A 21,430-nucleotide genomic window follows, 5' to 3' on the forward strand; every position below is an offset into this window, starting at 1 on the left:
GTTGCTACGCCGTTTTTTTACGCCCACCCGGCCATGCATTTGTCGTTGAAAACCGTACCGGAAGGATGAAGATTCCATGCAGCAGGAAAACATCGCCGCCATGGCGGAACAGGACATCTCGCGCGAAGTATTGCTGGAAAAATACGCCAAGCACGGCGAACGGAATGTCGACGAGGTCCGCCACCGCGTCGCGCGCGCGCTGGCCGAGCTGGAGCAGGACCCGGCCCGTTTCGAACCGCTGTTCTTCGCCGCGCTGGACCAGGGCTTCATCCCCGGCGGCCGCATCAACTCCGCGGCCGGAACCGATCTGAAGGCAACGCTGATCAACTGCTTCGTGCAGCCGGTCGGCGATTCGGTGTCCGACGCCGAACACGGCAAGGTAGGCATCTATCAGGCGCTGCTGCAGGCGGCGGAGACGATGCGCCGCGGCGGCGGCGTCGGCTACAACTTCTCGCGCATCCGCCCGCGGGGCGCGCGGGTCAAGGGCACCGACAGCCGCGCCTCCGGCCCGGTGTCGTATATGCGGGTGTTCGACCGCAGCTGCGAGACGGTGGAATCGGCCGGCGCGCGGCGCGGCGCGCAGATGGGCGTGCTCGACGTCGGCCATCCGGACATCGAGGACTTCATCCACGCCAAGGACCGCGGCGATCTGCGCAATTTCAACATCTCGGTCGGCGTCTCCGACGACTTCATGCGCGCGGTGGAGGCCGACGGCGAGTGGCAGCTGACCCACGCCGTCGAACCGGCCTCGCCGGCCTTCCCCGACAGCTTCCGGCGCAAGGACGGCCTGTGGGTCTACCGCAGCGTGCGCGCCCGCGAGCTGTGGCGGCAGATCATGGAATGCACCTACGACCACGCCGAACCGGGCGTGCTGTTCATGACCCGGATCAACGAGGACAACAATCTGTCCTACTGCGAGGTGATCGAATCCACCAATCCCTGCGGCGAGCAGCCGCTGCCGGACTACGGCTGCTGCGATCTGGGCTCGATCAACCTGACCCGCCACGTGCGAGCGCCGTTCGGCGCCAAGGCCGGCTTCGACTTCAAGTCCTTCGAGAAAGTGGTGCGGATGTCGGTCCGCATGCTCGACAATGTGCTGGACCTGACGGTGTGGCCGCTGCCGGAACAACAGCGTGAGGCGATGAACAAGCGCCGCGTCGGCCTCGGCTTCACCGGCCTCGGCGACGCGCTGATCATGCTGCAGCTGCGCTACGACAGCGAAGAGGGCCGTCGCTTCGCCGCCCGCATCGCCGAGAGCATGCGCGACGCCGCCTACGACGCCTCGGTGGACCTGGCGATCGAAAAAGGCGCCTTCCCCTTGTTCGACGCCGACAAATACCTGGCCGCGCCGCACTGCGCCAGCCGGCTGCCGGAGAAGATCCAGGCCAGGATACGCCGACACGGCATACGCAACTCCCACCTCCTGTCCATCGCGCCGACCGGCACCATCTCGCTGGCCTTCGCCGACAACGCCTCCAACGGCATCGAGCCGCCGTTCTCGTGGTTCTACACCCGCAAGAAGCGGATGGCCGACAACACCCAGCAGGAATACCTGGTAGAGGACCACGCCTACCGCGTGTGGCGGCTGCAGGGCGGCGACACCTCGCGGTTGCCGGACTACTTCGTCTCGGCGCTGGACATGAGCGCGCTGGACCACATGCGGATGGTGGCCGCCGTCGCGCCCTATGTCGACACGGCCATTTCCAAGACGGTCAACGTGCCGGCCGACTACCCGTTCGCCGATTTCGAGAGCCTGTATCTGGAAGCCTGGCGCGCCGGCCTGAAGGGCATCACCACCTATCGGCCGAACAATGTGCTGGGCTCGGTGCTGTCGGTGGAGCCGACGCCGGCCGCCGCCGCCGCGCCGCAGGACCTGTCCGGCGCCGCCAGCGACCCGGACCGCCGCGTCACGCTGAACACCGCCCCCAGCCCGGCGCTGTCCAGCCTGAAGTGGCCGAACCGCCCTCGGCTGCAGGAAGGCAACCCGTCGTGGACCTTCATGGTCGAGGGCGATGCCGGCGACTTCGCCGTCGTCGTCGGCCATATGGAGAACGGCCGCGCGACGCCGTTCGAATGCTGGGTCAACGCGACCGACGAGCAAAGAGGCCTGTCGGCGATCGCCAAGACGCTGTCGATGGACATGCGCTGCCGCGACCGCGCCTGGCTGGCCGCCAAGCTCGACGCGCTGTCGCGCACCAATGGCGACAAGCGCTACCGCTTCGCGCTCGGCGGCAAGGCGATACACGCCAGCTCGGCCGCCGCCGCGCTGGGCCAGGTGGTGCGCCACCGCGTCGAGCAGTTGGGCGCGCTGCAGCTGGAGGAAGGCGAGGCGACGCCGGTGATGGACGCGCTGTTCGCCCGCAAGGAGCCGAAATCCGGCGGAGACGGCACGATGAGCTGGTCGGTGGACGTCGTCAATCCGCAGACCGGCGACGACTTCGTGCTCTTCGTCAAGGAGCTGCTGCTGCCGAACGGCCAGCGCCGCCCGTACTCGGTGTGGCTGGCCGGCAGCTACCCGCGCGAGCTGGACGGCCTGTGCAAGATGCTGTCGCTGGATATGCGCGTGATAGACCCGGCCTGGATAGGCCTGAAGCTGCGCAAGCTCTTGAGCTACGCCGAGCCGCAGGGCGACTTCTTCGCCCGCATACCGGGCCTGGAGAAATCGCAGAGCTGGCCGTCCACCGTCGCCTACCTCGCCCGCTTGATCATCCATCGCTATGCGATGCTGGGCGTGTTGACCGAGGAAGGCGTGCCGGTCGAGGAAATGGGGGTGCTGGCGCCGGAGCAGAGCGACCTGTTCGCGCCGGACGCCCCGGCCGCGCCGCGTCCGCTGGCCGGCAAGGCCTGCCCGGAATGCGGCAACCACGCGCTGATCAAGAAGGACGGCTGCGAGTTCTGCACCGCCTGCGGCCACGTCGGCGCCTGCGGCTGAGGCCGGCGCCGGAACGGCTCAGGCCGCCGCCCGCTCCACCAGGCGGCGCAGCCAGCGCTGCGCCGGGTCCTTGTCGCGCGTCGCGTGCCAGAACAGCAACAGGCTGAACCCGGGCACGTCCAGCGGCAACGGATCGGCGCGCAGCCCCTGGGTTTCGGCCCAGTGCGCGCCCAAGGTCGCCGGCACCGTCGACAATGCCGGCAGGCTGCCCAGCAGCGACGGCAGCGCGCCGAAGGACTGGGTCGAATAACGGACGCGCCGCTGCCGGCCCTGCGCCTCCAGCGCGCCGTCGATGGCGCTGTGGAAGGCGCCGCGGTAGCTGACCAGCAGATGCGGATGGGCCAGGTAGTCGTCCAGCCGCAGCGCGCCGTCCAGCCGCAGGCGGTCCGGATGATGGACGCACAGAAAACCCATCGCGGCCAGTGTGCGGCTGCGCAGCCAGACCGGCGACTCTCTCAAGGAGGCGATGCCCAGGTCCATCTGCTGCCGCTCCAGCATGCCGACGGCGGAGAACGGGTCGGTGGGCTTGACGACGATGTCCACGCCCGGCGCCTCGGCCATGAGCATCCGGCACACGCGCGGCATCAGCCAGATCTCCACCCAGTCCGGCATCGCCAGCGTGAACACCCGCTCGGCCCTGGCCGGATCGAAGGCGGCCGGCTCAAACAGCGCCGACTGCAGCTGCTCCAGCGACGGCAGCAGTTGATGCTCCAATTGCAGCGCGCGTTCGGTCGGCTCCATGCCGCGCGGCGTACGCACCAGCAGGGCGTCGTCGAACAACTGCCTCAGCCTAGCCAGCGCGCCGCTGACGGCCGGCTGGCCGACGAACAGGCATTCGGCGGCGCGCGAAACGCTGCGCTCGCGCATCAGAACCAGGAAAGTCACCAGCAGATTGAGATCGATGGACCTGAAATCTCTTTCACTGATAGTCACTATCTTTCCAATCGATTTGAATGATATTGCTGGCTATTGGAACATGGTCGGGCCACGCAAGCCAACCGCTTTAAAGGAACCGACATGCCCCTGATCCGCCAACTGAAAGCCATTGCCGCCGCCATCGCCATCGGCAGCGCCATGCTGGCCCCGTCCGCTCCCGTCCTGGCCGCCGCGCCGCAGATCCACACGCAGGCGCCCGGCTATTACCGAATGATGGTCGGCGACTTCGAAATCACCGCGCTGTCCGACGGCACCGTCAAGGTCCCGCTGGACAAGCTGCTGCACGGCGAATCGCCGGAACAGATACGGCGCTTGCTGGAACAAGGCTTCCAGGCGCCCGGCAAGGCCGAAACCTCGATCAACGCCTTCCTGATCAACACCGGCTCCAAGCTGCTGCTGATCGACAGCGGCGCCGGCGAGCTGTTCGGCCCCGGCTCCGGCAAGCTGCCGGCCAATATCCGCGCCGCCGGCTACCGGCTGGAGGACATAGACGCGGTGCTGCTGACCCATGTGCACCTGGACCATTCGGGCGGCCTGACCGTGGCCGGCAAGGCGGTCTTTCCGAACGCCGACGTCTATCTGAACCGGAAGGAGGAGGACTTCTGGCTGGATTCGGCCAACAAGGCCAAGGTGGCCCCGGAGCAGCCGTCCGGCTTCGACCAGCGCAAGGGCTTCGACCAGGCCCGGGCCTCGCTGGCGCCGTACCTGGCGGCCGGTCGGGTGAAGGCCTTCGCCGCCGGCGACGAACTGTTCCCCGGCGTCCGCACCATCGCCGCCCCGGGCCACACGCCGGGCCACACCTTCTACGAGGTGCAAAGCCGGGGCCAGCGCATGCAGTTCTGGGGCGACGCCGTCCATGCCCAGCAAGTGCAGTTCGCCCGGCCCAATGTCGCGATAGACTTCGACGTCGACTCCGCCGCCGCCATCAAGCGGCGCCGCCAGGCCTTCGCCGACGCCTCCCGGAACGGCTACTGGGTCGCCGCCGCCCATATCTCCTTCCCCGGCATCGGTCACGTCGGCCGCGACGCCAAGGCCTTCGCCTGGATTCCGGCCAACTACAGCGAGGATGTCGGCCGCTGAGGCCCGCCGTCGCACAAGGCGGCCACGGCCGCCGCCATCCCGATCCCCAAGACCTATGGCGTCATCGTCAATGTGGACGGCGCGCCGGCAACGCCAACGCCGTTTTCGTGCGCGTGGCCGATCCCAACGGCACGGCGAACGACCATCCGTTCCACCTGCACGTGCGGTGTCGGGCACCCGCGATGGGGAGGCGGCCTCCCGGCCGCCCTGTCAGCGATCGCCGCCGATGCAGTTGATGAAGGAGCCGCCCTGCAGCATATTGATCAGTCCGGCGCTGTATTCCGGCTCGATCGCCAGACTGCCGTCGGAAAGGCCCAGGGCGCCGTGCTCGCGGATATGGGCTTGCGTGACGTAGGGCGCGCCGTGCATCACCAGATTGCGCGCGCGCATATTGGCGTTGGAAGGCTCCAGCCCGTCCAGCCACAGCGACAGGCCCTGGCCGCCGAAAAAGGTTTCCGACGCCCGGCACACGCCCAGGCTGGACGCGTTGGAACCGTTCTCGTTCGAGAAGCAGACGGCCCTCGACGGATCGGCGTTCGCCTCCCAGCCGCTGCCGTGCGCGACCAGGAAGCGCTGGACGCTGCATTCCAGCGTATCGAACACGAACAGCCTGCCCTCGGTCGACGGGCGGCCGTAATCGACCACCGCCCAGTACAGCAGGCTGGCGCGCGGATACAGCCTTCTTTGCAACGCCACCATGTCCAGCACCGCGGAATCCGGCAAGTCCTGCTGCCGGCACAAGCGCAACAATATTTCTTCCGGCGTGTCCACCATCGCCCCTTCCGTTTGGCATATGGCCTGTTTGGGGAATACCGCCATTTCATGCAGAAGAAGCTGCAAAAACCGTGCGATGACGAATCACGGCCGCGCGGCCTGGCTCGCATGCGCCGGGCCAAGGCTTGTCGTTCAATGGTGAAAGCGGTGTTTTATTCTAGGTTTGCCCCCCGGCGAGGGCAAGCGGCGGCGGCGGCCGGAAAATCCGCAAGACGAAGCCCCGCACGCGCCGGGTCAGCCCTTGATTCGCGCGCCGGCGCCTCCACTATCATCACAAGATGACCGAGGCGGCCCGTCCGCCATCGACACGCGGCGGCATCCCGCCGGCCGCGCTCAGAAAGCGAGCAGCGCATGAAATCCCTGGGCAAGAAAGCGTCCGGCCACAGGCTGGAACGCATGCAGGCATCCCCGCTATGGTCCGGAAGCGGCTTTCGAAACCTCTATCCGATTCCGCCGGAATTGCGCGATCCGACGGCGCGCATGCCTTCGCTCGGCGATTTCCTGTGCGGCGGCGAGCGCCGGGTACCGCAGGGTCCGCTACCGGCGCTGGACCCGCGCCCGGCCTGGAAGCGGCCGGCCGGCTCCGGCCTGCGCGCCACCTGGCTCGGGCACTCCACGGTGCTGCTGGAAATAGACGGCCTGCGGGTGCTGACCGACCCGGTATGGGGGGCGCGCGCGTCGCCGACCCGGCTGGCCGGCCCCAAGCGCTTCCAGCCGGCGCCGGTGCGCCTGAAGGAGATGCCGCCGCTGGACCTGGTGCTGGTATCGCACGACCACTACGACCATCTGGATTATCCGACGATACGCGAGCTGGCCAAGACCGAGGTGCCGTTCGTGACCCCGCTCGGCGTCGGCGCCCACCTGGAAGCCTTCGGCGTCGCGCCGCAACGCATCACCGAGCTGGACTGGTGGGAAAGCTACCGCCACCCGAGCGCCGACCTGACCGTCACCGCCACCCCGTCGCAGCACTTCTCCGGCCGCGGCCTGAAGGACCGCAACGCCACGCTGTGGTCGTCGCTGGCCATCCGCACGCCGCGCCACTCGGTTTTCTTCAGCGGCGACACCGGCCTGAGCGGCGAGTTCGCCGAAATACGGCAGCGGCTGGGCGGTTTCGATCTGGTCATGCTGGAAGTGGGCGCTTTCCATCCTGCCTGGGGCGACATCCACCTCGGTCCGGACAATGCGCTGAAGGCGCTGGATCTGCTGGGCGGCGGCGCCTTCCTGCCAGTGCACTGGGGCACCTTCAACCTGGCGATGCACGCCTGGGACGAACCGGCGGAAACGCTGCTGGCGCAGAGCGATCGGCAGAACGTCCAGTTGATGATGCCCCGGCTCGGAGAGCCGATGGAGCCGGCCCATGCCGACAAGGCCGAACCGTGGTGGCGCGCGGTCGACACCGCGCCGGCCCCGCCCCAGGCGCCGCAGCCGGAATCGGCGCCTAAGGCCATGCCCTGGCCGCTGGACTGAAGGCCGCGGGGGCGGATTCCCGGTCCGCCCGCCGCCGATTCGGCATCGCTTGATCGATATCAAAAGCGAGCGAGCGTTTTCTATTGAGCTTTTACTCCAATTGCGTATATTGCTTAACTGTCGTCCAACAAACGGCATTTCCATCAACCAGAACCGCGCATTCGCCGCCCACCGGCCTATGCGCGTCGCCGGAGAACGCTGATGATGAAACCGCTAAGAATCGCCGCCGTCCTCGCCGCCACCGCAGCCGCCCTGGCCAGCCCGACCGTCCAGGCCCGCGCCTTCGCCCCGTATGTGGACATGACGCTGTGGCCGACGCCGCCACTGGACAAGATAGGCGTCAACCAGGGCATACAGCAATTCACGCTGGCCTTCGTCGTCGCCAACGGCGGCTGCGCGCCGTCCTGGGGCGGCGTGCTGGCCATTCCCGGCAACGGCTCAGATCAGCAGTCCGGCGCCATAGCCAGCGGCATCGCCAATTTCCGCAACAAGGGCGGCGAGGTCGCGGTGTCCTTCGGCGGCGCCAACGGCACGCCGCTGCAGCAGGCCTGCACCAGCAACGCCAGCCTGCAGGCCGCCTACCAGACCGTGCTGGACGCCTATCAGCTGACCCGCATCGACTTCGACGTCGAGGGTTCGACGCAGACCGACGCCGCCGCCAACACGCGCAACTTCGCGGTGGTGGCCGCGTTGCAGAAGAACTACAAGGCCAAGGGCAAGACGCTGCACGTGTCGCTGACGCTGCCGACGATGCCGTTCGGCCTGACCGGCGACGGCCTGGCCGTGCTGAATTCGGCGTTGGCCAACGGCGTGGCGCTGGACACCGTCAACGTGATGGCGATGGACTACGGCCAGGGCACCGCCGACATGGGCGCGGCCGCCAAGCAGGCCGCCCAGGCGTTGTACGGCCAGCTGGACGCCGCCTACAAGGCGCACGGCCAGACGCTGACCGACGCCCAGCTGTGGCAGAAGGTCGGCGTGACGCCGATGATAGGGCTGAACGACACCCGGCCGGAAAGCTTCAGCGTCGCCAACGCCGCCGCCTTGTACGGCATGGCCAACAGCAACAACTTCGGCCTGCTGTCGATGTGGTCCATCAGCCGCGACAAGTCCTGCCCCGGCAACGGCAGCTATGTCGACGCGCAATGCTCGGGCATCACGCAGACGCCCTATGCCTTCGCCAACGCGTTCAAGGGCTTCAAAGACCATTGGGGCGGCGGCGTCACCCAGGACCCGAACTACGGCGGCGGCGACGGCGGCCCGGTCGGCGGCCAGCCATGGTCGGCCGGCCAGGTCTACAACGCCGGCGACACCGTCACCTACGCCGGCGCCAGCTGGAAGGCGCAATGGTGGACCCAGGGCGATGTGCCCGGACAGGCCGCGGTGTGGCTGCAACAGGGCGGCAGCCTGCAGCCGTGGTCGGCCGGCGTCGCCTATTCGGCCGGCGCCTGCGCGATGTACCAGGGCAAGAAGTACTGCGCGAAGTGGTGGACCCGGGGCGACACGCCCAGCGCCGGCGGTCCGTGGGCGCCGGCCAGCTGAGCAATCCGCTGCCGGAATGAAAAATCGCTCATGGCCTTTAGGCACCGCTTTTGGACTTGGCTTGTGAGAACCCCCGTCTGCGATGCGTCCGGGTCCCTTCCAGCCTGCCGACGGGTGGCGGGGACCCGGCGGGAAGCCGACGATCGAAATCCAGCCGGGCGTGCGCTGGCTTTTTCGCGCTCCCGGACCTAGCCCGGAATCTCCGGCTCCACCAGCGCCGCCAGCTGCTGCAGCGACTGCTGCCAGCCCAGATAGCAGTTCTCCGGCGGAATCGCGTCCGGAATCCCCTCCTGCGTGATGGAAAGGTCGGTGCCGCAGGACAGCGCCTCCAGCGTGATCGTCGTCGTCATTTCGCCGGGCAGGTTCGCGTCGTCGAAACGGTCGGTGTAGCGGATGCAGCCCGGCCTCAGCTCCAGATAGCGGCCGCCGAAGGCATGCGACTGGCCGTGCGAGAAATTGGTGAAGACCATGCGGTAGCCGCCGCCGACCGTCGCGTCCTGCTCCAGCACTTCGCAGACGAAGCCGGCCGGCGGCAGCCATTTGGCCAGGGCCAGCGGATCGATGAAGGCGCGGTAGACGCGCTCCGGCGGCGCGCTCAGCACGCGGTGCAGGCGTATCGTGTTCGGCATGGCGGGCTCCTTGTCGACGGGAAAACGACCTCCAAGGCACGATAGCACATCGGCATTGCGCTATCGCAGATCCCGCTCCATCTGCCAGTCGAAAGGCTCCAGCGCCACCTGCGGGGCGTGCAGCCAGCTTGCCGGCACGCAGCCGCAGCGCTCGTAGAACGATACCGTCTCGACGGCCGAATGCGAGGAGACATACAGCCGGCGCGCGCCCATGGCCCGGCCGCCGACGACGCATGCCTGCATCAGTTCGCGGCCCAGGCCGCGGCCCCGCCAGCGGGCATCGACCTGCAGCTCCTTCAATTGCAGATACCCTCCATCCGGCCCCAGCCGCTCGGGCGAGACGGCGGCGAAGCCGGCCAGACGCCCGGACTCCGTCGCCGCCAGCACCAGCCCGCCGTCGGCCATCGCGGCCAGCTCGCCGCACAGGGCCCGCCGTTCGTCGATGGACCAGTCGTCGACGAAGGGTTGGTCGACGACGCGCCTGTCGCCGGGCGAGCCGCGATACACCCGCGTCACTTCCTGCTGGCGCTGGAAATCGTCCAGCCAATCCGGATCGATGTCGGACGCGCCCAGCCGGCGAATGGACCAGGATGCGGAAAGAACGGCGGCGGGAGGATGAAGTTTCATGGCGAGTCGACAGGATCGGGACATTGCCATTATGCCAGCGAAACGGGCCGCCCTTGCGAGCGGCCCGACTGTCACAGCGGATATTTACAGGCTGGGGAAGGCGAACTGCGAGGCCTCGTGGCTGGCGCGCTGCGGCCAGCGCTGGGTAATGGCCTTGCGCCGGGTGTAGAAGCGCACGCCGTCCGGACCGTAGGCGTGCAGATCGCCGAACAAGGACCGTTTCCAGCCGCCGAAGCTGTGATACGCCACCGGCACAGGCAGCGGCACATTGATGCCGACCATGCCGACCTCGACCGCGTCGGCGAACAGCCTGGCGGCCTCGCCGTCGCGGGTGAAGATGCAGGTGCCGTTGCCGTATTCGTGGGCGTTGATCAACGCGATCGCCTCCTCCAGGCTGTCGACGCGGACCACGCACAGCACCGGGCCGAAGATTTCCTCCCGGTAGACGCGCATCTGAGGCGTCACGCGGTCGAACAGGCAGCCGCCGATGAAGAAGCCGCCTTCGTGACCCGGCACGCGGATGCCGCGGCCGTCGACGACCAGCTCGGCCCCGGCCGCGACGCCGTCGGCGATATAGTCGCCCACCTTGTCCAGGTGGGCGCGCGTCACCAGCGGCCCCATGTCCATGCCGGCCGAGGTGCCCGGCCCCACCCTCAGCGCCGCTATCTGCGGCTTCAGTTTCGCGATCAGCGCGTCGGCCGCGCGGTCGCCGACGCAGACGGCGACCGAGATCGCCATGCATCGCTCGCCGCAGGAGCCGTAGGCCGCGCCCATCAGCGCGCTGACGGTGTTGTCGAGATCGGCGTCCGGCAGCACCACCGCGTGGTTCTTCGCGCCGCCCAGCGCCTGCACCCGCTTGCCGCGCCGGCAGCCCTCGGCGTAGATGTATTCGGCGATAGGCGTCGAGCCGACGAAGCTGATCGCCTTGACCTCGGGCGCGGCCAGCAGCGCGTCCACCGCCTCCTTGTCGCCATGCACCACATTGAGCACCCCGCGCGGCAGGCCGGCCTCATGCAGCAGGCGGGCGATCAGCAGCGTCGAACTGGGATCGCGCTCGGACGGCTTCAGCACGAAGGTGTTGCCGCAGGCGATGGCCAGCGGATACATCCACAACGGCACCATGGCCGGGAAGTTGAACGGCGTGATGCCGGCCACGACGCCCAGCGGCTGGAAATCGCTCCAGGCGTCGATGGCGGGGCCCGCATTGCGGCTGTACTCGCCCTTCAACAGCTCCGGCGCCCCGCAGGCGTACTCGACGTTCTCGATGCCGCGCCTCAGCTCGCCGGCGGCGTCCTCCAGCGTCTTGCCGTGCTCGCGGCTGATCAGCGGCACGATCTCGGCCTCGCGCTGTTCCAGCAGCTGCTTGAAGCGGAACAGGACCTGCGCGCGCCTGGCCGGCGGCGTGTCGCGCCAGGCCGGAAACGCCGCCTGGGCGGCCGCCACCGCCTGCGCGACGGTGGCGGCGTCGGCCAGCGGGACTTCGTGCACGGCCTCGCCGGTGGACGGATTGAAGACCGACGCGCGGCGGCTGCCGCCGTCCCGCGCTTCGCCGTCTATCAGATGCTGTAAAGTCGTCATTCCAGGTTTCTCGTTTTATCGATCGTTCAGGCCAGCTTGGCCAAGGTCTCGCCGACGGCGTCGAACAGGCTGTCCAGCTCCCGCGGCGTCGTGGTGAACGGCGGGCCGAACTGCAGCGCGTCGCCGCCGTAGCGGACGTAGAAGCCCTTGCGCCACAGCGCCATCGCCGCCTCGTACGGCCGGACGATGGCGTCGCCGCCGCGCGGCGCGATCTGCACCGCGCCGGCCAGGCCGCAGTTGCGGATGTCGACCACATTCGGCAGGCCCTTCAGGCCGTGGATGCCGCGCTCGAAATGCGGCGCCAGCTCGGCGGCCCTCGCCACCAGGTTTTCGTTCTCCAGCAGATCCAGGGCCGCCAGCGCCGCCGCGCAGGCCACCGGGTGCGCCGAATACGTATAACCATGGGCGAACTCCACCGCGTATTCCGGCGTGCCCTGCGCCATGAAGGCCTCGTAGATTTCGCTGGTCGCCACGACCGCGCCCATCGGCAGCGCGCCGTTGCTCAGCTGCTTGGCCAGATTCATGATGTCCGGCGTCACGCCGAAGTAATCGGCGCCGAACAAGGCGCCTGTGCGACCCAGGCCGGTGATCACCTCGTCGAAGATCAGCAGGATGCCGTGCTGGTCGCAGATCTCGCGCAAGCGTTGCAGATAGCCTCGCGGCGGAACGATGACGCCGGCCGAGCCGGCCATAGGCTCGACGATGACCGCGGCGATATTCGACGCGTCGTGCAGCTCGATCAGCCGCAGCAGATCGTCGGCCAGCCCGGCGCCGTGTTCCGGCAGGCCCCGGCTGAAGGCGTTGGCCGGCAGCAGCGTGTGCGGCAGGTGGTCGACATCCATCAACGGACCGAACAGCTTGCGGTTGCCGTTGATGCCGCCGAGGCTGGTGCCGGCGACGTTGACGCCATGGTAGCCGCGGGCGCGGCCGATCAGCTTGGTCTTGGACGCCTGTCCCTTCAGCCGCCAGTAGGCGCGCGCCATCTTGACCGCGGTGTCCGCGCACTCGGAACCGGAATTGGTGAAGAACACGTGGTTCAACTCGCCCGGCGCCATCGCCGCCAGCCGCTCGGCCAGCCGGAACGACAGCGGATGGCCGAACTGGAAGCCCGGCGAGTAATCCAGCGTCGACAGCTGGCGATAGGCCGCCTCGGCGATCTCCTTTCGGCTGTGGCCGGCGCCGCAGCACCACAGGCCGGACAGGCTGTCGAACACGCGGCGGCCGTCGGCGTCGGTCAGATAATTGCCGTCGCCGGCGACGATCAGCCGCGGCTCGCGCTGGAAGTTGCGGTTGGCGCTGAACGGCATCCAGTGCGCGCGCAGGTCGAGACGGTCGAATTCGGAACGGGTGGTCAGCGGGGAGTTCATCGCAAGCCTCGCAGGCGGGAATATGGCCACAGCATGCGCCGGACATTGCGTGAGTTAAATGCTATCTTTCTTACGTTCAGATTCCAATCGACTTAACATATGAACCGCAAACCGGCGCTGGGTCAGGTCAGCGATTTCGATATCCGGCTGCTGCGGCTGTTTCGTACCGTGGCCGAATGCGGCGGCTTCTCCGCCGCCGAGGGCGTGCTGGGCATCAGCCGTTCGGCGATCAGCCTGCAGATGGGCGATCTGGAAAAGCGCCTCGGCATACGGCTGTGCCAGCGCGGCCGCGCCGGCTTCGCGCTGACCGACGAGGGCCGTGAGGTGCTGCGCGCCAGCCAGACGCTGCTGGCGGCGCTGGAGGACTTCCGCAGCGAGGTCAACCTGCTGCACCGCCAGTTGCGCGGCGAGCTGAACATCGGCATCGTCAACAATCTGGTGACGCTGCCTAAGATGCGCATCACCCGTGCGCTGCAGGCGCTGGGCGAGCAAGGCCCGGGCGTGCGCATCAATATCGGCATGATGACGCCCAGCGACATCGAGACCGGCCTGCTGGACGGCCAGTTGCACGCCGGCGTGGTGCCGCTGATCCAGCCCTTGTCCGGCCTGGACTATCTGCCGCTGTACGACGAGCGCTCCCAGCTTTACTGCAGCCGCGAACACCCGCTGTTCTCGCGGCCCGACGAGGCGATGGACGAGGCTGCGCTGGCCGCCGTCGACGCCGTCGCGCCCGGCTACCGGCTGCCGCCGCAGGCCCAGGCCCTTCAACAGCGGCTGAAGCCGGCCGCCACCGCCTCGGACCGCGAGGGCATCGCCTTCCTGATCCTCAGCGGCCGCTACATCGGCTATCTGCCCGATCACTTCGCCGCCGCCTGGGTCGCGCAGGGCCAGATGCGGCCGCTGCTGCCGCAGATCTGCCATTACGACGCGCCGCTGGCGCTGGCCGTCAGAAAAGGCCGGCGCGCCAATCTGGTGCTGGAGCGCTTTCTGCAGGAACTGGAGCGGAGCGGCTGAATCTCAGAGCCACAACAAGACGATGCCCAAGGCCGCCGGCAGCCCCTGCACGAACAGTATCCGTCGATTGACGGTGACGGCGCCGAAGACGCCGGCCACCAGCACGCAGCCGAGGAAGAACAGCTTGACCGGCAGGCCGGCCGCGCCCAGCCACAGCCCCCAGGCCAGGCCGGCGGCCAGGAAGCCGTTGTACAGGCCCTGGTTGGCGGCCAGCACCTTGGTGTCGCGCGCCCGCTCCGGCGTCAGCCGGAAAGTCTTCATGCCCAGCGGCCTGTCCCACAGAAACATTTCCAGCACCAGGAAATAAACGTGCAGCAATGCCACCAGCGCGACGACGAGATCGGCGATCAGACTCATGATTTCTCCTGAAAGCGATGCGCGCCGCCGGCCGTTCCGAACGGCCATGCCGCGCATCGCGGAATATTCCATCAGGGCAAAATCCTAGCGATCGCAGGCCGCGGCGGCAAGAGGAGGCGTCCGACCCAGCGAAATCGCCAGCGCCAGCGCGATCAGGCCGGCCGCCGCAGCGAAGACGACATGCATGCCGCGGGCCACCGCCTCCGGCGCGGCCGTCGCCAGCTGGTCCGTTCCGGCCGCGGCGGCAAACAACGCGCCCATCGCCGCCGCGCCGGTCACCAGGCCCAGATTGCGCGCCAGGTTCAGCAGGCCGGCCACCAGGCCGCGCCGGTCCGCGCCGCCGCCGGCCATCACCTGGGTATTGTTGGCCGCCTGGAACTGGGCGTAGCCGACGGTCAACAACAGCAGCGGCGCGAGATAAGCCGGCACGCCCCAGGCCGGCGGAATCAGGCTCAGCGCCGCGGCGCCGGCCAGCATCGCGGCAAGCCCGGCCCGCATCACGCCCGGCGCGCCGAAGCGGTCCACCGCCGCCCCGGCCGGCAGGCCCGACAGCGCCGACACCAGCGGCCCGGCCGACAGCGCCAGCCCGACCGCGGCCGTCCCCAGACCCAGCGTGCGCGCCAGATAGAACGGCCCCGCCACCATCGTCACCATCATCACCGCCGCCACCAGGGCGCTCATCGCCATGCCGCCGCTCAGCGTCGGATCACGCATCATCTGCAGTCTCAGCAAAGGCGCGGCGACGCGCCCCTCCCACCAGACGAACAACGCGCCGCCGGCCAGCGCCGCCGCCAGCAGGGCGGCGTTCAGCGCGCCGAAGCGGCCGTGCCCCGCCGTCATCGCCAGCGCGTACGCCGACGCGGCCAACGCCAGCAGCGCGGTGCCGGCCAGATCGAAACCGCTGCCCCCCCGCGCCGGCCGCGCCGTATCCGGCAGGCAGCGCCGGGCCAGCGCGAAGGTCGCCGCTCCCGACACCGCCTGCAGCAGAAAGATGCTGCGCCAGCCGGCGGCGGCGATCAACGCGCCGCCCAGCGACGGCCCGAGCGCGGTGCCGACCGCCGACATCGTGCCCAGCCAGCCCATCGCGCGGCCGATGGCGTCCTTGGGCGCGACGTCGGCGACGAAGGCCATGCTCAAGGCCATCATCACGGCGGCCCCCGCGCCCTGGACGGCCCGCGCCGCGACCAGGCCGCCGAACGAGGAGCATGCCGCCAGCAGCGATGCGGCCGCGAACATGGCCATGCCCGACAGCAGCAGCCGCCGCCGGCCCATCAGGTCGCCCAGCCTGCCTGCGCCGACGATCAGCGCGGTGACGGCCAGCAGATAGGCCAGCACCACCCATTGCACCTGCCGGAACGGCGCGTCGAATCGCCGGGACAGCTCGGGCAGCGCCACATTGGCGATGCTGGTGCCCAGCGAGGCCAGCAACATGGCCAGCGACAAGCTGGCCATGCCCCAGCGCGGCGACGCCCCGGCATTGTCTGACGTTTTTTCCATGGCTTTCCCCATCCATTCATTGACCGCCTGCAGCGTAAACCCGGGCCAATAGAGGCGGAAGACGCACAGCTTGCACTATATAAGTGCATGCAACGCCATGTCAGGATGTGCTACGGTGCCGCCATGACCACACCCGATCTGAATCTGCTGATCGTGCTCGACGCGCTGCTGACCGAAGGCAGCGTCGCGCGCGCCGCCCGCCGGCTCCGGCTCAGCCCGTCGGCGATGAGCCGCGCGCTGGCCCGGCTGCGCCATGCCACCGGCGACCCGCTGCTGGTGCGCGCCGGCCGCGGCCTGGTGCCGACGCCGCGCGCGCTGGCGCTGCGCGACCGGGTCGGCCCGCTGCTGCGCGAAGTGCAGGCGGTGCTGGCCCCGCCTCCGGTCCTGGACCTGGCCGCGCTGCAGCGCACGTTCACGCTGCGCGCCAGCGACGGTTTCACCGAGAACTTCGGGCCGCCGCTGATCGCCCGGCTGCGCGCCGAGGCGCCGGGCGCGCGGCTGCGCTTCCTGTTGAAGCTGGACAAGGACAGCGCGCCGCTGCGCAACGGGGACGTCGACCTGGAAACCGGCGTCGTCGGCGACGACGCCGGTCCGGAGCTGCGCGTACGCGCGCTGTTCCGCGACCGCTTCGTCGGCGTGGTACGGCGGTCGCACCCGCTGGCCGACGGGGAAGTCACGGCGGAGCGCTATGCCGCCGGCCGCCACATCCTGGTGGCGCGGCGCGACCGGGGCGACAGCCGGATAGACCTGGCGCTGCAAAGCCAGGGACTGCGGCGCGATATCGCCGTCACCGTCGGCGGCTTCTCCGCCGCGCTGGCGCTGGCCCGCGCCGACGAGCTGATCGCCACCGTGCCGGAGCGGCATACCGGCTATTTGCAGGACGGCCTGGCCAGCTTCCCGCTGCCGCTGGCGGTGCCGGACATCACCGTTTCGATGCTCTGGCATCCGCGCATGGACGCCGACCCGGCGCACCAGTGGCTGAGAAACGCCGTCAAGCAGGTCTGCGACGACGCCGCGCCCTGAAACCGGCGACGGCGTCTAAGCGATGCCGGCCGGCTTAGAGCCTGTTCAAGGTCTTTTTGTGCCGCGGCCGTTTTCTGCCGCAGGCGCTAAGAGCCGCTAACAAAACCGCGCAGCGTACCTGAGCCAAGACGCGCCGACGCAGGCAGTACAAGTAGTACGACAAGGAGGCGCAACGCAGGATCAGGGGTTTTGTTAGCGGGTCTAAGACGTCACATACTGGTTAGACAGCCAAGTGTTCTGCGGCGGCTGTTCCACCACCTGGTCGGGCGCCACGCTGAACAGCGTCATATAGGCGTCGCTCCAGTCGCCGTCCCCGCCTCCCGACAGGCTGTTCCACAGCTGGAAAAACTCGGCGGAGTCGAAACGCTTGACGATGGGCACCGTCTGATCGACGAAGGCCTCGATCAGCCATACCGTGTAGCCGTCGACCAGGATATTGAAATTATGGTTGAGCGCGGACGGCTCGCCCATTGTCGAGATATTGACGAAACTCTGGTCCGGAAAGGCCTGAGGCAAGGCCGAGCCGGCGGCGTACGACTCCGTGTTGAGCGAATTGGGATCGGTGTCGGTCTCGGCGCAGACCTGATCCAGCAGCAGCGGCGCGAAAGTATTGCAAGACCAGGCCGGATCGGACATTGCGCCGGTATCCAGGCCGTCTACGGGATCGCCGGGCGGGTTCATCTGCGCCAGCGCGGCATTCAACGCGGAGACGGTTTGCTGTGGCGTGACGGGATTAGGCATATTAGGCTCCAATGGATGTGAGAACGACGATGGATGCGAGAGCGGCATCGGTCGAAGCGCCGGCCAATCCGAGGAACGCCGGGGCCGTCCGTTTGTGAGCGGCGGCCCGTCTTTCGCAAATCCCAGATTAATTAAATCATCGCCGACATACCATCATATGTCATTTATCAGTGGAGCTTCTGATCATGAACCCTTTGCGCCACGGCCTGATCGACACCCGCTTCGGACCGGTCGCCGCCTGGCTGGACGCCGACGGCGCGCTGGTCAGGCTGCTGTTCCGCCCCGACCCCGGGCAATTGACCGGGCCGCGCGACGACGCGGCGCTGTCGGAAGTGGCGCGCCAGCTGGCCGAGTACCAGGCCGGCGCGCGCCGCGACTTCGAGCTGCCGCTGGCCCCGCGGGGCACGCCGTTCCAACAGCAGGTGTGGGCGGCCTTGCGCCGCATCCCCTATGGCTCCACCGTCAGCTACGGCGAACTGGCGCGGGCGCTGGGCACGCCGGACGGCGCGCGCGCCGTCGGCCGCGCCAACGCCACCAATCCGATCGCGCTGATCGTGCCCTGCCACCGCGTGCTCGGCGCCGACGGCAGCCTGACCGGCTACGCCGGCGGACTGCCGTTGAAAGCGGCGCTGCTGCGCTTCGAACTGGAACGCAGCGAGCCGCCGGGACTGTTCGGCGGCTGACCGGCCGCCGCCCCGGACACTGGAGACAATGACGATGAGACACGCCGCGATCGCCCCCCTGCTGCTCGCCCTGGCCCTGCCCGCCTGGGCCAGGGTCTACACATTCAAGGACTGGGCGGTCGCCTGCGACAACATCCGCCGTTGCCAGGCCAGCGGCAGCCAGGCCGAAGACGGCGACAATCCGGTCGCGCTGCTGCTGACGCGCGCAGCCGGTCCCGGCGCGGCCGTTTCCGGCCGCTTGAGCGTGGCCGATCCTGACGACGGCAAGATAGGCGCGCTGACGCTGCGCGTCGGCAAGCTCAGATGGACCGGCGTCGCGCCGGACCAGTCCTTCCCGCCGGCCCGCGCCGCGCCGCTCTTGGCCGCAATGCGTGACGCCGACGCGATGGAGCTGGACGATGGCCGCCGCCACTGGACGCTGTCGCTGGCCGGGCTGAAAGCCGCGCTGTTGAAAATCGACGATGTCCAAGGCCGGATCGGCACCCGCGGCGCGCTGGCGAAACCGGGCGACCAACCCGAATCGGCCGTGCCGCCGGCCCCGGCTGCGCCGCGGGTGGCGCCGGCCGCGATCCCGGCGGCCCGTCCCGGCGACAAGGCGCTGCTGCCGGCGATTCTGCAAAGGCTGAAGACGGCAGACGCGACCTGCTGGAACGAGCAAGCCGACGCCGACCATCCCGACGCCGCCCTGTACCGCTTGAACGCCGGCCAGGTGCTGGTCCTGCGCGAATGCGGCCGCGCCGCCTACCAGAGCAATTACAAGGCCTGGATCGTCGACGACAAGCCGCCGTTCCGGAGCCGCGCGGCGATGCCGCACGACGAGGACGACAAGGACGCCTTGCTGATCGGCGCCGCTTTCGAACGCGGCGTGCTCTCCAGCTACGCCAAGGGCCGCGGCATAGGCGATTGCGGCGGCGGCGCCCGCTGGGCCTGGACCGGCGGGGATTTCCAGCTGATGTCGGCCGAGGTGGCGCCGCAATGCCGCGGCATTCCCGGCGGCGTGCCGCTGCGCACCTGGGTCAGCCGGCAGCATTGACCGGCTGGCGGCCGGGGCGCCGGCTGCCTTATACTGCGCAATCTTCCACCGTTTTCAGAAAAGAAAGGAGGTAAATATGGTTCTCTCTGCGCGCCCAATCATGCTGGCTCGCTTGTTCAGCGCATTTGAAAGCTCTTGCCTGCCATCCATCGCGCTGCGATAAGCGGGTTCGAGCAAAGCCAAACTCCCCGATACCAGAGTCCTTTCTCGACTCATCCCCGTTGTCGCCAGCGCGCCTGTTGACAGGGACCGTCGCGTCCCGAGCAAGCGAGAGCAAAGCATGACAACCCTGATTTCCGCCCTTTCCGTACAACTGGACGCCGGCCACGGCCCGCTGTTCCACGATCTGTCCTTCACCGTCAAACTCGGCGACCGCATCGGCCTGATCGGCCACAACGGCTGCGGCAAGAGCACGCTGCTGAAACTGCTGTCCGGCCAGCTGGAGCCCAATGGCGGCGAAGTGCAATACGCGTCCGCCTGCCGCTTGCAGCATGTCGAGCAACACCTGCCCGGACGGCTGTACGCGCTGAGCGCGCGCCAGGCCCTGCAGGAAGCGGTGGAGCCGGATCAGCACTGGCGGGTCGACAGCCTGCTGGCCGAACTGGAGCTGGACGCCCAGGCCGACACGCCGGTCTCCGGCCTCAGCGGTGGCCAGCACACCCGGCTGCTGCTGGGCCGCGCCGTGCTGCGCCAACCCAATCTGCTGCTGCTGGACGAGCCCAGCAACCACCTGGACCTGCCGTCGCTGCTGTGGCTGGAGGCTTTCCTCGGCCGCTGGCAAGGCGGCTTCATCCTGGTCTCGCACGACGCCCGGCTGCTGGACAAGGTCACCGACGCCAGCTGGGTGATGCGCGACGCGCGGCTGTACCGCTTCGAGCTGCCGTGCGGCCAGGCGCTGGCTGCGCTTGCCGACGCCGACGCGGCCGCCGGCGCCCGCCATGCCGGCGAGCAGAAGGAGATAGATCGCCTCGCCGCCAGCAGCAAGCGGCTGGCGATCTGGGGCCGCGAGCACGACAACGAAAAACTGGTGCGCAAGGCCAAGTCCATGGAAAAACGCATAGACAGGCTGAAGGACGAGCAGACCTTCGTCAGCCGCGGCAGTCCGTGGCGGCTCGCGCTCAAAGGACAGGCGTTGTCGGCCGACAGCCTGCTGGCCTTCGAGTCGCTGCCGGTGTCGGCGGCGCCCGGCCTGCCGCCGCTGTTCGCCGCCGCCGGCCTGTGGCTGCGTCCCGGCGACCGTGTCGCGCTGCTGGGCGCCAACGGCGCCGGCAAGTCGTCGCTGCTGCGCCAGTGCTGGAAGGATATCCAAGACGGCGAGCCGCGCGCCGGCTGGCGCTGGCATCCATCGGCCAGCATCGCCTATTACGACCAGTCGCTGCGGCAACTGGCCGACGAGGCGACGCTGCTCGACGCCCTCTACCCGCTGGCGCCGCTGCCGGAGTCCACGCGCCGGCACGCGCTGATCGCCGCCGGCTTCTCCTATTCCCGCCACGGCCAGCGGGTGGACACGCTCAGCGGCGGCGAGCGGGCGCGGCTGCTGTTCCTGGCGCTGTCGCTGGCCAGCCACCACCTGCTGTGGCTGGACGAGCCGACCAACCACCTCGACCTTGACGGCAAGCGCGAGCTGGCCGAGGCGCTGGCCGCCTTTTCCGGCGGCGCCTTGCTGGTCTCCCACGACCGGGAGCTGATCGAGGCCGCGTGCAACCGCTTCTGGGTGCTGAGCGACGGCCGGCTGCAGGAATGGCCGGACGCCGACAGCGCCTACGCCGCGCTGTTCACCGCGCCCGCCCCCTCGACAGGACGGCCGGTCCCGGCATCCGACGCGCCCGCGCCGGCGGAAGCAGACGGCGAGGACGCGCAATGGCGTCGGCTGTGTGAGCTGGAGGCGCTGCTGGACGCCGACCTGGCCCGCAAGCCCAGACACCAGAAGCCTCAGCTGCAGCAGGCATGGCGCTGCGAAATGCAGGCGCTGGAACGCGCCCTGGGCCTGTAAACCCCTCCCCCGGAAGCCATGGGGCGTTCCGGGGGATTTTCTTTCTTCGGCCAAACCCGCTGCATTTCATCGGTCCAAAACGCATTTCATCCCACGCTTCCGCCAGTCCGTCGCATGCCGATATCGGCCCCTGCGGCGTTCTCCTACAGTCACATCA

The 21,430-nt window shown here is 68.7% G+C and carries 18 protein-coding genes; 9 read left to right on the forward strand and 9 right to left on the reverse strand.

The features are described 5' to 3' along the window. Positions 1-76 precede the first annotated feature (76 nt). Positions 77-2,932 (forward strand): adenosylcobalamin-dependent ribonucleoside-diphosphate reductase, encoded by a 2,856-nt coding sequence (locus tag WNM05_RS17410; protein ID WP_434629183.1) that lies wholly within the window; start codon positions 77-79, stop codon positions 2,930-2,932. 18 nt (positions 2,933-2,950) lie between these two features. Here the strand turns inward: WNM05_RS17410 and WNM05_RS17415 are convergent, their stop codons facing one another. Beyond that, complete coding sequence (locus WNM05_RS17415; protein WP_434629185.1) at positions 2,951-3,865, reverse strand: LysR family transcriptional regulator; 915 nt, start codon at positions 3,863-3,865, stop codon at positions 2,951-2,953. A gap of 84 nt (positions 3,866-3,949) precedes the next feature. Here WNM05_RS17415 and WNM05_RS17420 point away from each other — a divergent pair, with 84 nt between their 5' ends. Then, the gene (locus tag WNM05_RS17420; protein ID WP_434629187.1) at positions 3,950-4,948 is read left to right on the forward strand and encodes an MBL fold metallo-hydrolase; all 999 of its coding nucleotides are present in this window, start codon (positions 3,950-3,952) and stop codon (positions 4,946-4,948) included. Between the two features lie 210 nt (positions 4,949-5,158). Here WNM05_RS17420 and WNM05_RS17425 read toward each other — a convergent pair whose 3' ends face one another. Next, positions 5,159-5,722 carry a murein L,D-transpeptidase catalytic domain-containing protein gene (locus WNM05_RS17425; RefSeq protein ID WP_434629189.1) on the reverse strand — a complete coding sequence of 188 codons (564 nt, stop codon included), beginning with the start codon at positions 5,720-5,722 and terminating at the stop codon, positions 5,159-5,161. Between the two features lie 351 nt (positions 5,723-6,073). Here WNM05_RS17425 and WNM05_RS17430 point away from each other — a divergent pair, with 351 nt between their 5' ends. Next, positions 6,074-7,189 carry an MBL fold metallo-hydrolase gene (locus tag WNM05_RS17430; RefSeq protein ID WP_434629191.1) on the forward strand — a complete coding sequence of 372 codons (1,116 nt, stop codon included), beginning with the start codon at positions 6,074-6,076 and terminating at the stop codon, positions 7,187-7,189. Between the two features lie 201 nt (positions 7,190-7,390). After that, positions 7,391-8,731, forward strand: a complete 1,341-nt coding sequence (locus tag WNM05_RS17435) for a chitinase (RefSeq protein ID WP_434629193.1) — start codon at positions 7,391-7,393, stop codon at positions 8,729-8,731. Positions 8,732-8,919: 188 nt separating this feature from the next. Here WNM05_RS17435 and WNM05_RS17440 read toward each other — a convergent pair whose 3' ends face one another. The 4 genes from WNM05_RS17440 to WNM05_RS17455 all read right to left on the reverse strand — a co-directional run bounded on the left by WNM05_RS17440 (position 8,920) and on the right by WNM05_RS17455 (position 12,932). Further along, on the reverse strand, positions 8,920-9,360 hold the full coding sequence (locus WNM05_RS17440) for an SRPBCC family protein (protein WP_434629195.1): 441 nt from the start codon (positions 9,358-9,360) through the stop codon (positions 8,920-8,922). Between the two features lie 60 nt (positions 9,361-9,420). Next, positions 9,421-9,987: a GNAT family N-acetyltransferase gene (locus tag WNM05_RS17445; RefSeq protein WP_434629197.1), complete on the reverse strand. Its 567-nt coding sequence runs from the start codon at positions 9,985-9,987 to the stop codon at positions 9,421-9,423. An 84-nt stretch (positions 9,988-10,071) separates the two neighbouring features. Then, on the reverse strand, positions 10,072-11,565 hold the full coding sequence (locus WNM05_RS17450) for a CoA-acylating methylmalonate-semialdehyde dehydrogenase (RefSeq protein ID WP_434629199.1): 1,494 nt from the start codon (positions 11,563-11,565) through the stop codon (positions 10,072-10,074). A 26-nt stretch (positions 11,566-11,591) separates the two neighbouring features. After that, entirely contained in the window at positions 11,592-12,932 is a 1,341-nt protein-coding gene (locus WNM05_RS17455; RefSeq protein ID WP_434629201.1) for an aspartate aminotransferase family protein, read from the reverse strand. Between the two features lie 99 nt (positions 12,933-13,031). On the opposite strand from WNM05_RS17455, the gene WNM05_RS17460 reads away from it, so the two are divergent. Further along, positions 13,032-13,946, forward strand: coding sequence for a LysR family transcriptional regulator (locus WNM05_RS17460; RefSeq protein ID WP_434629203.1), 915 nt, complete (start codon positions 13,032-13,034; stop codon positions 13,944-13,946). A 3-nt stretch (positions 13,947-13,949) separates the two neighbouring features. Here the strand turns inward: WNM05_RS17460 and WNM05_RS17465 are convergent, their stop codons facing one another. Together WNM05_RS17465 and WNM05_RS17470 are read right to left on the reverse strand one after the other, a co-directional pair. After that, entirely contained in the window at positions 13,950-14,303 is a 354-nt protein-coding gene (locus WNM05_RS17465) for a DUF1304 domain-containing protein (protein ID WP_434629205.1), read from the reverse strand. A gap of 84 nt (positions 14,304-14,387) precedes the next feature. After that, positions 14,388-15,800, reverse strand: a complete 1,413-nt coding sequence (locus WNM05_RS17470) for an MFS transporter (protein ID WP_434629207.1) — start codon at positions 15,798-15,800, stop codon at positions 14,388-14,390. Positions 15,801-15,923: 123 nt separating this feature from the next. Here WNM05_RS17470 and WNM05_RS17475 point away from each other — a divergent pair, with 123 nt between their 5' ends. Next, a complete protein-coding gene (locus tag WNM05_RS17475; protein WP_434629209.1) occupies positions 15,924-16,823 on the forward strand; it encodes a LysR family transcriptional regulator in 900 nt (299 codons plus the stop codon). 201 nt (positions 16,824-17,024) lie between these two features. Here WNM05_RS17475 and WNM05_RS17480 read toward each other — a convergent pair whose 3' ends face one another. Next, entirely contained in the window at positions 17,025-17,564 is a 540-nt protein-coding gene (locus WNM05_RS17480) for a hypothetical protein (protein WP_434629211.1), read from the reverse strand. A gap of 185 nt (positions 17,565-17,749) precedes the next feature. Here WNM05_RS17480 and WNM05_RS17485 point away from each other — a divergent pair, with 185 nt between their 5' ends. The 3 genes from WNM05_RS17485 to WNM05_RS17495 all read left to right on the forward strand — a co-directional run bounded on the left by WNM05_RS17485 (position 17,750) and on the right by WNM05_RS17495 (position 21,273). Further along, positions 17,750-18,247, forward strand: coding sequence for a methylated-DNA--[protein]-cysteine S-methyltransferase (locus WNM05_RS17485; RefSeq protein WP_434629213.1), 498 nt, complete (start codon positions 17,750-17,752; stop codon positions 18,245-18,247). Positions 18,248-18,281: 34 nt separating this feature from the next. After that, positions 18,282-19,280, forward strand: a complete 999-nt coding sequence (locus tag WNM05_RS17490; RefSeq protein ID WP_434629215.1) for a DUF1176 domain-containing protein — start codon at positions 18,282-18,284, stop codon at positions 19,278-19,280. 280 nt (positions 19,281-19,560) lie between these two features. Continuing rightward, complete coding sequence (locus WNM05_RS17495; RefSeq protein ID WP_434629217.1) at positions 19,561-21,273, forward strand: ABC-F family ATP-binding cassette domain-containing protein; 1,713 nt, start codon at positions 19,561-19,563, stop codon at positions 21,271-21,273. The last annotated feature ends 157 nt before the right edge of the window (positions 21,274-21,430 follow it).

The organism is Chromobacterium sp. CV08, from assembly GCF_051129845.1.
In the GTDB taxonomy this organism is placed as follows: Bacteria; Pseudomonadota; Gammaproteobacteria; order Burkholderiales; family Chromobacteriaceae; genus Chromobacterium.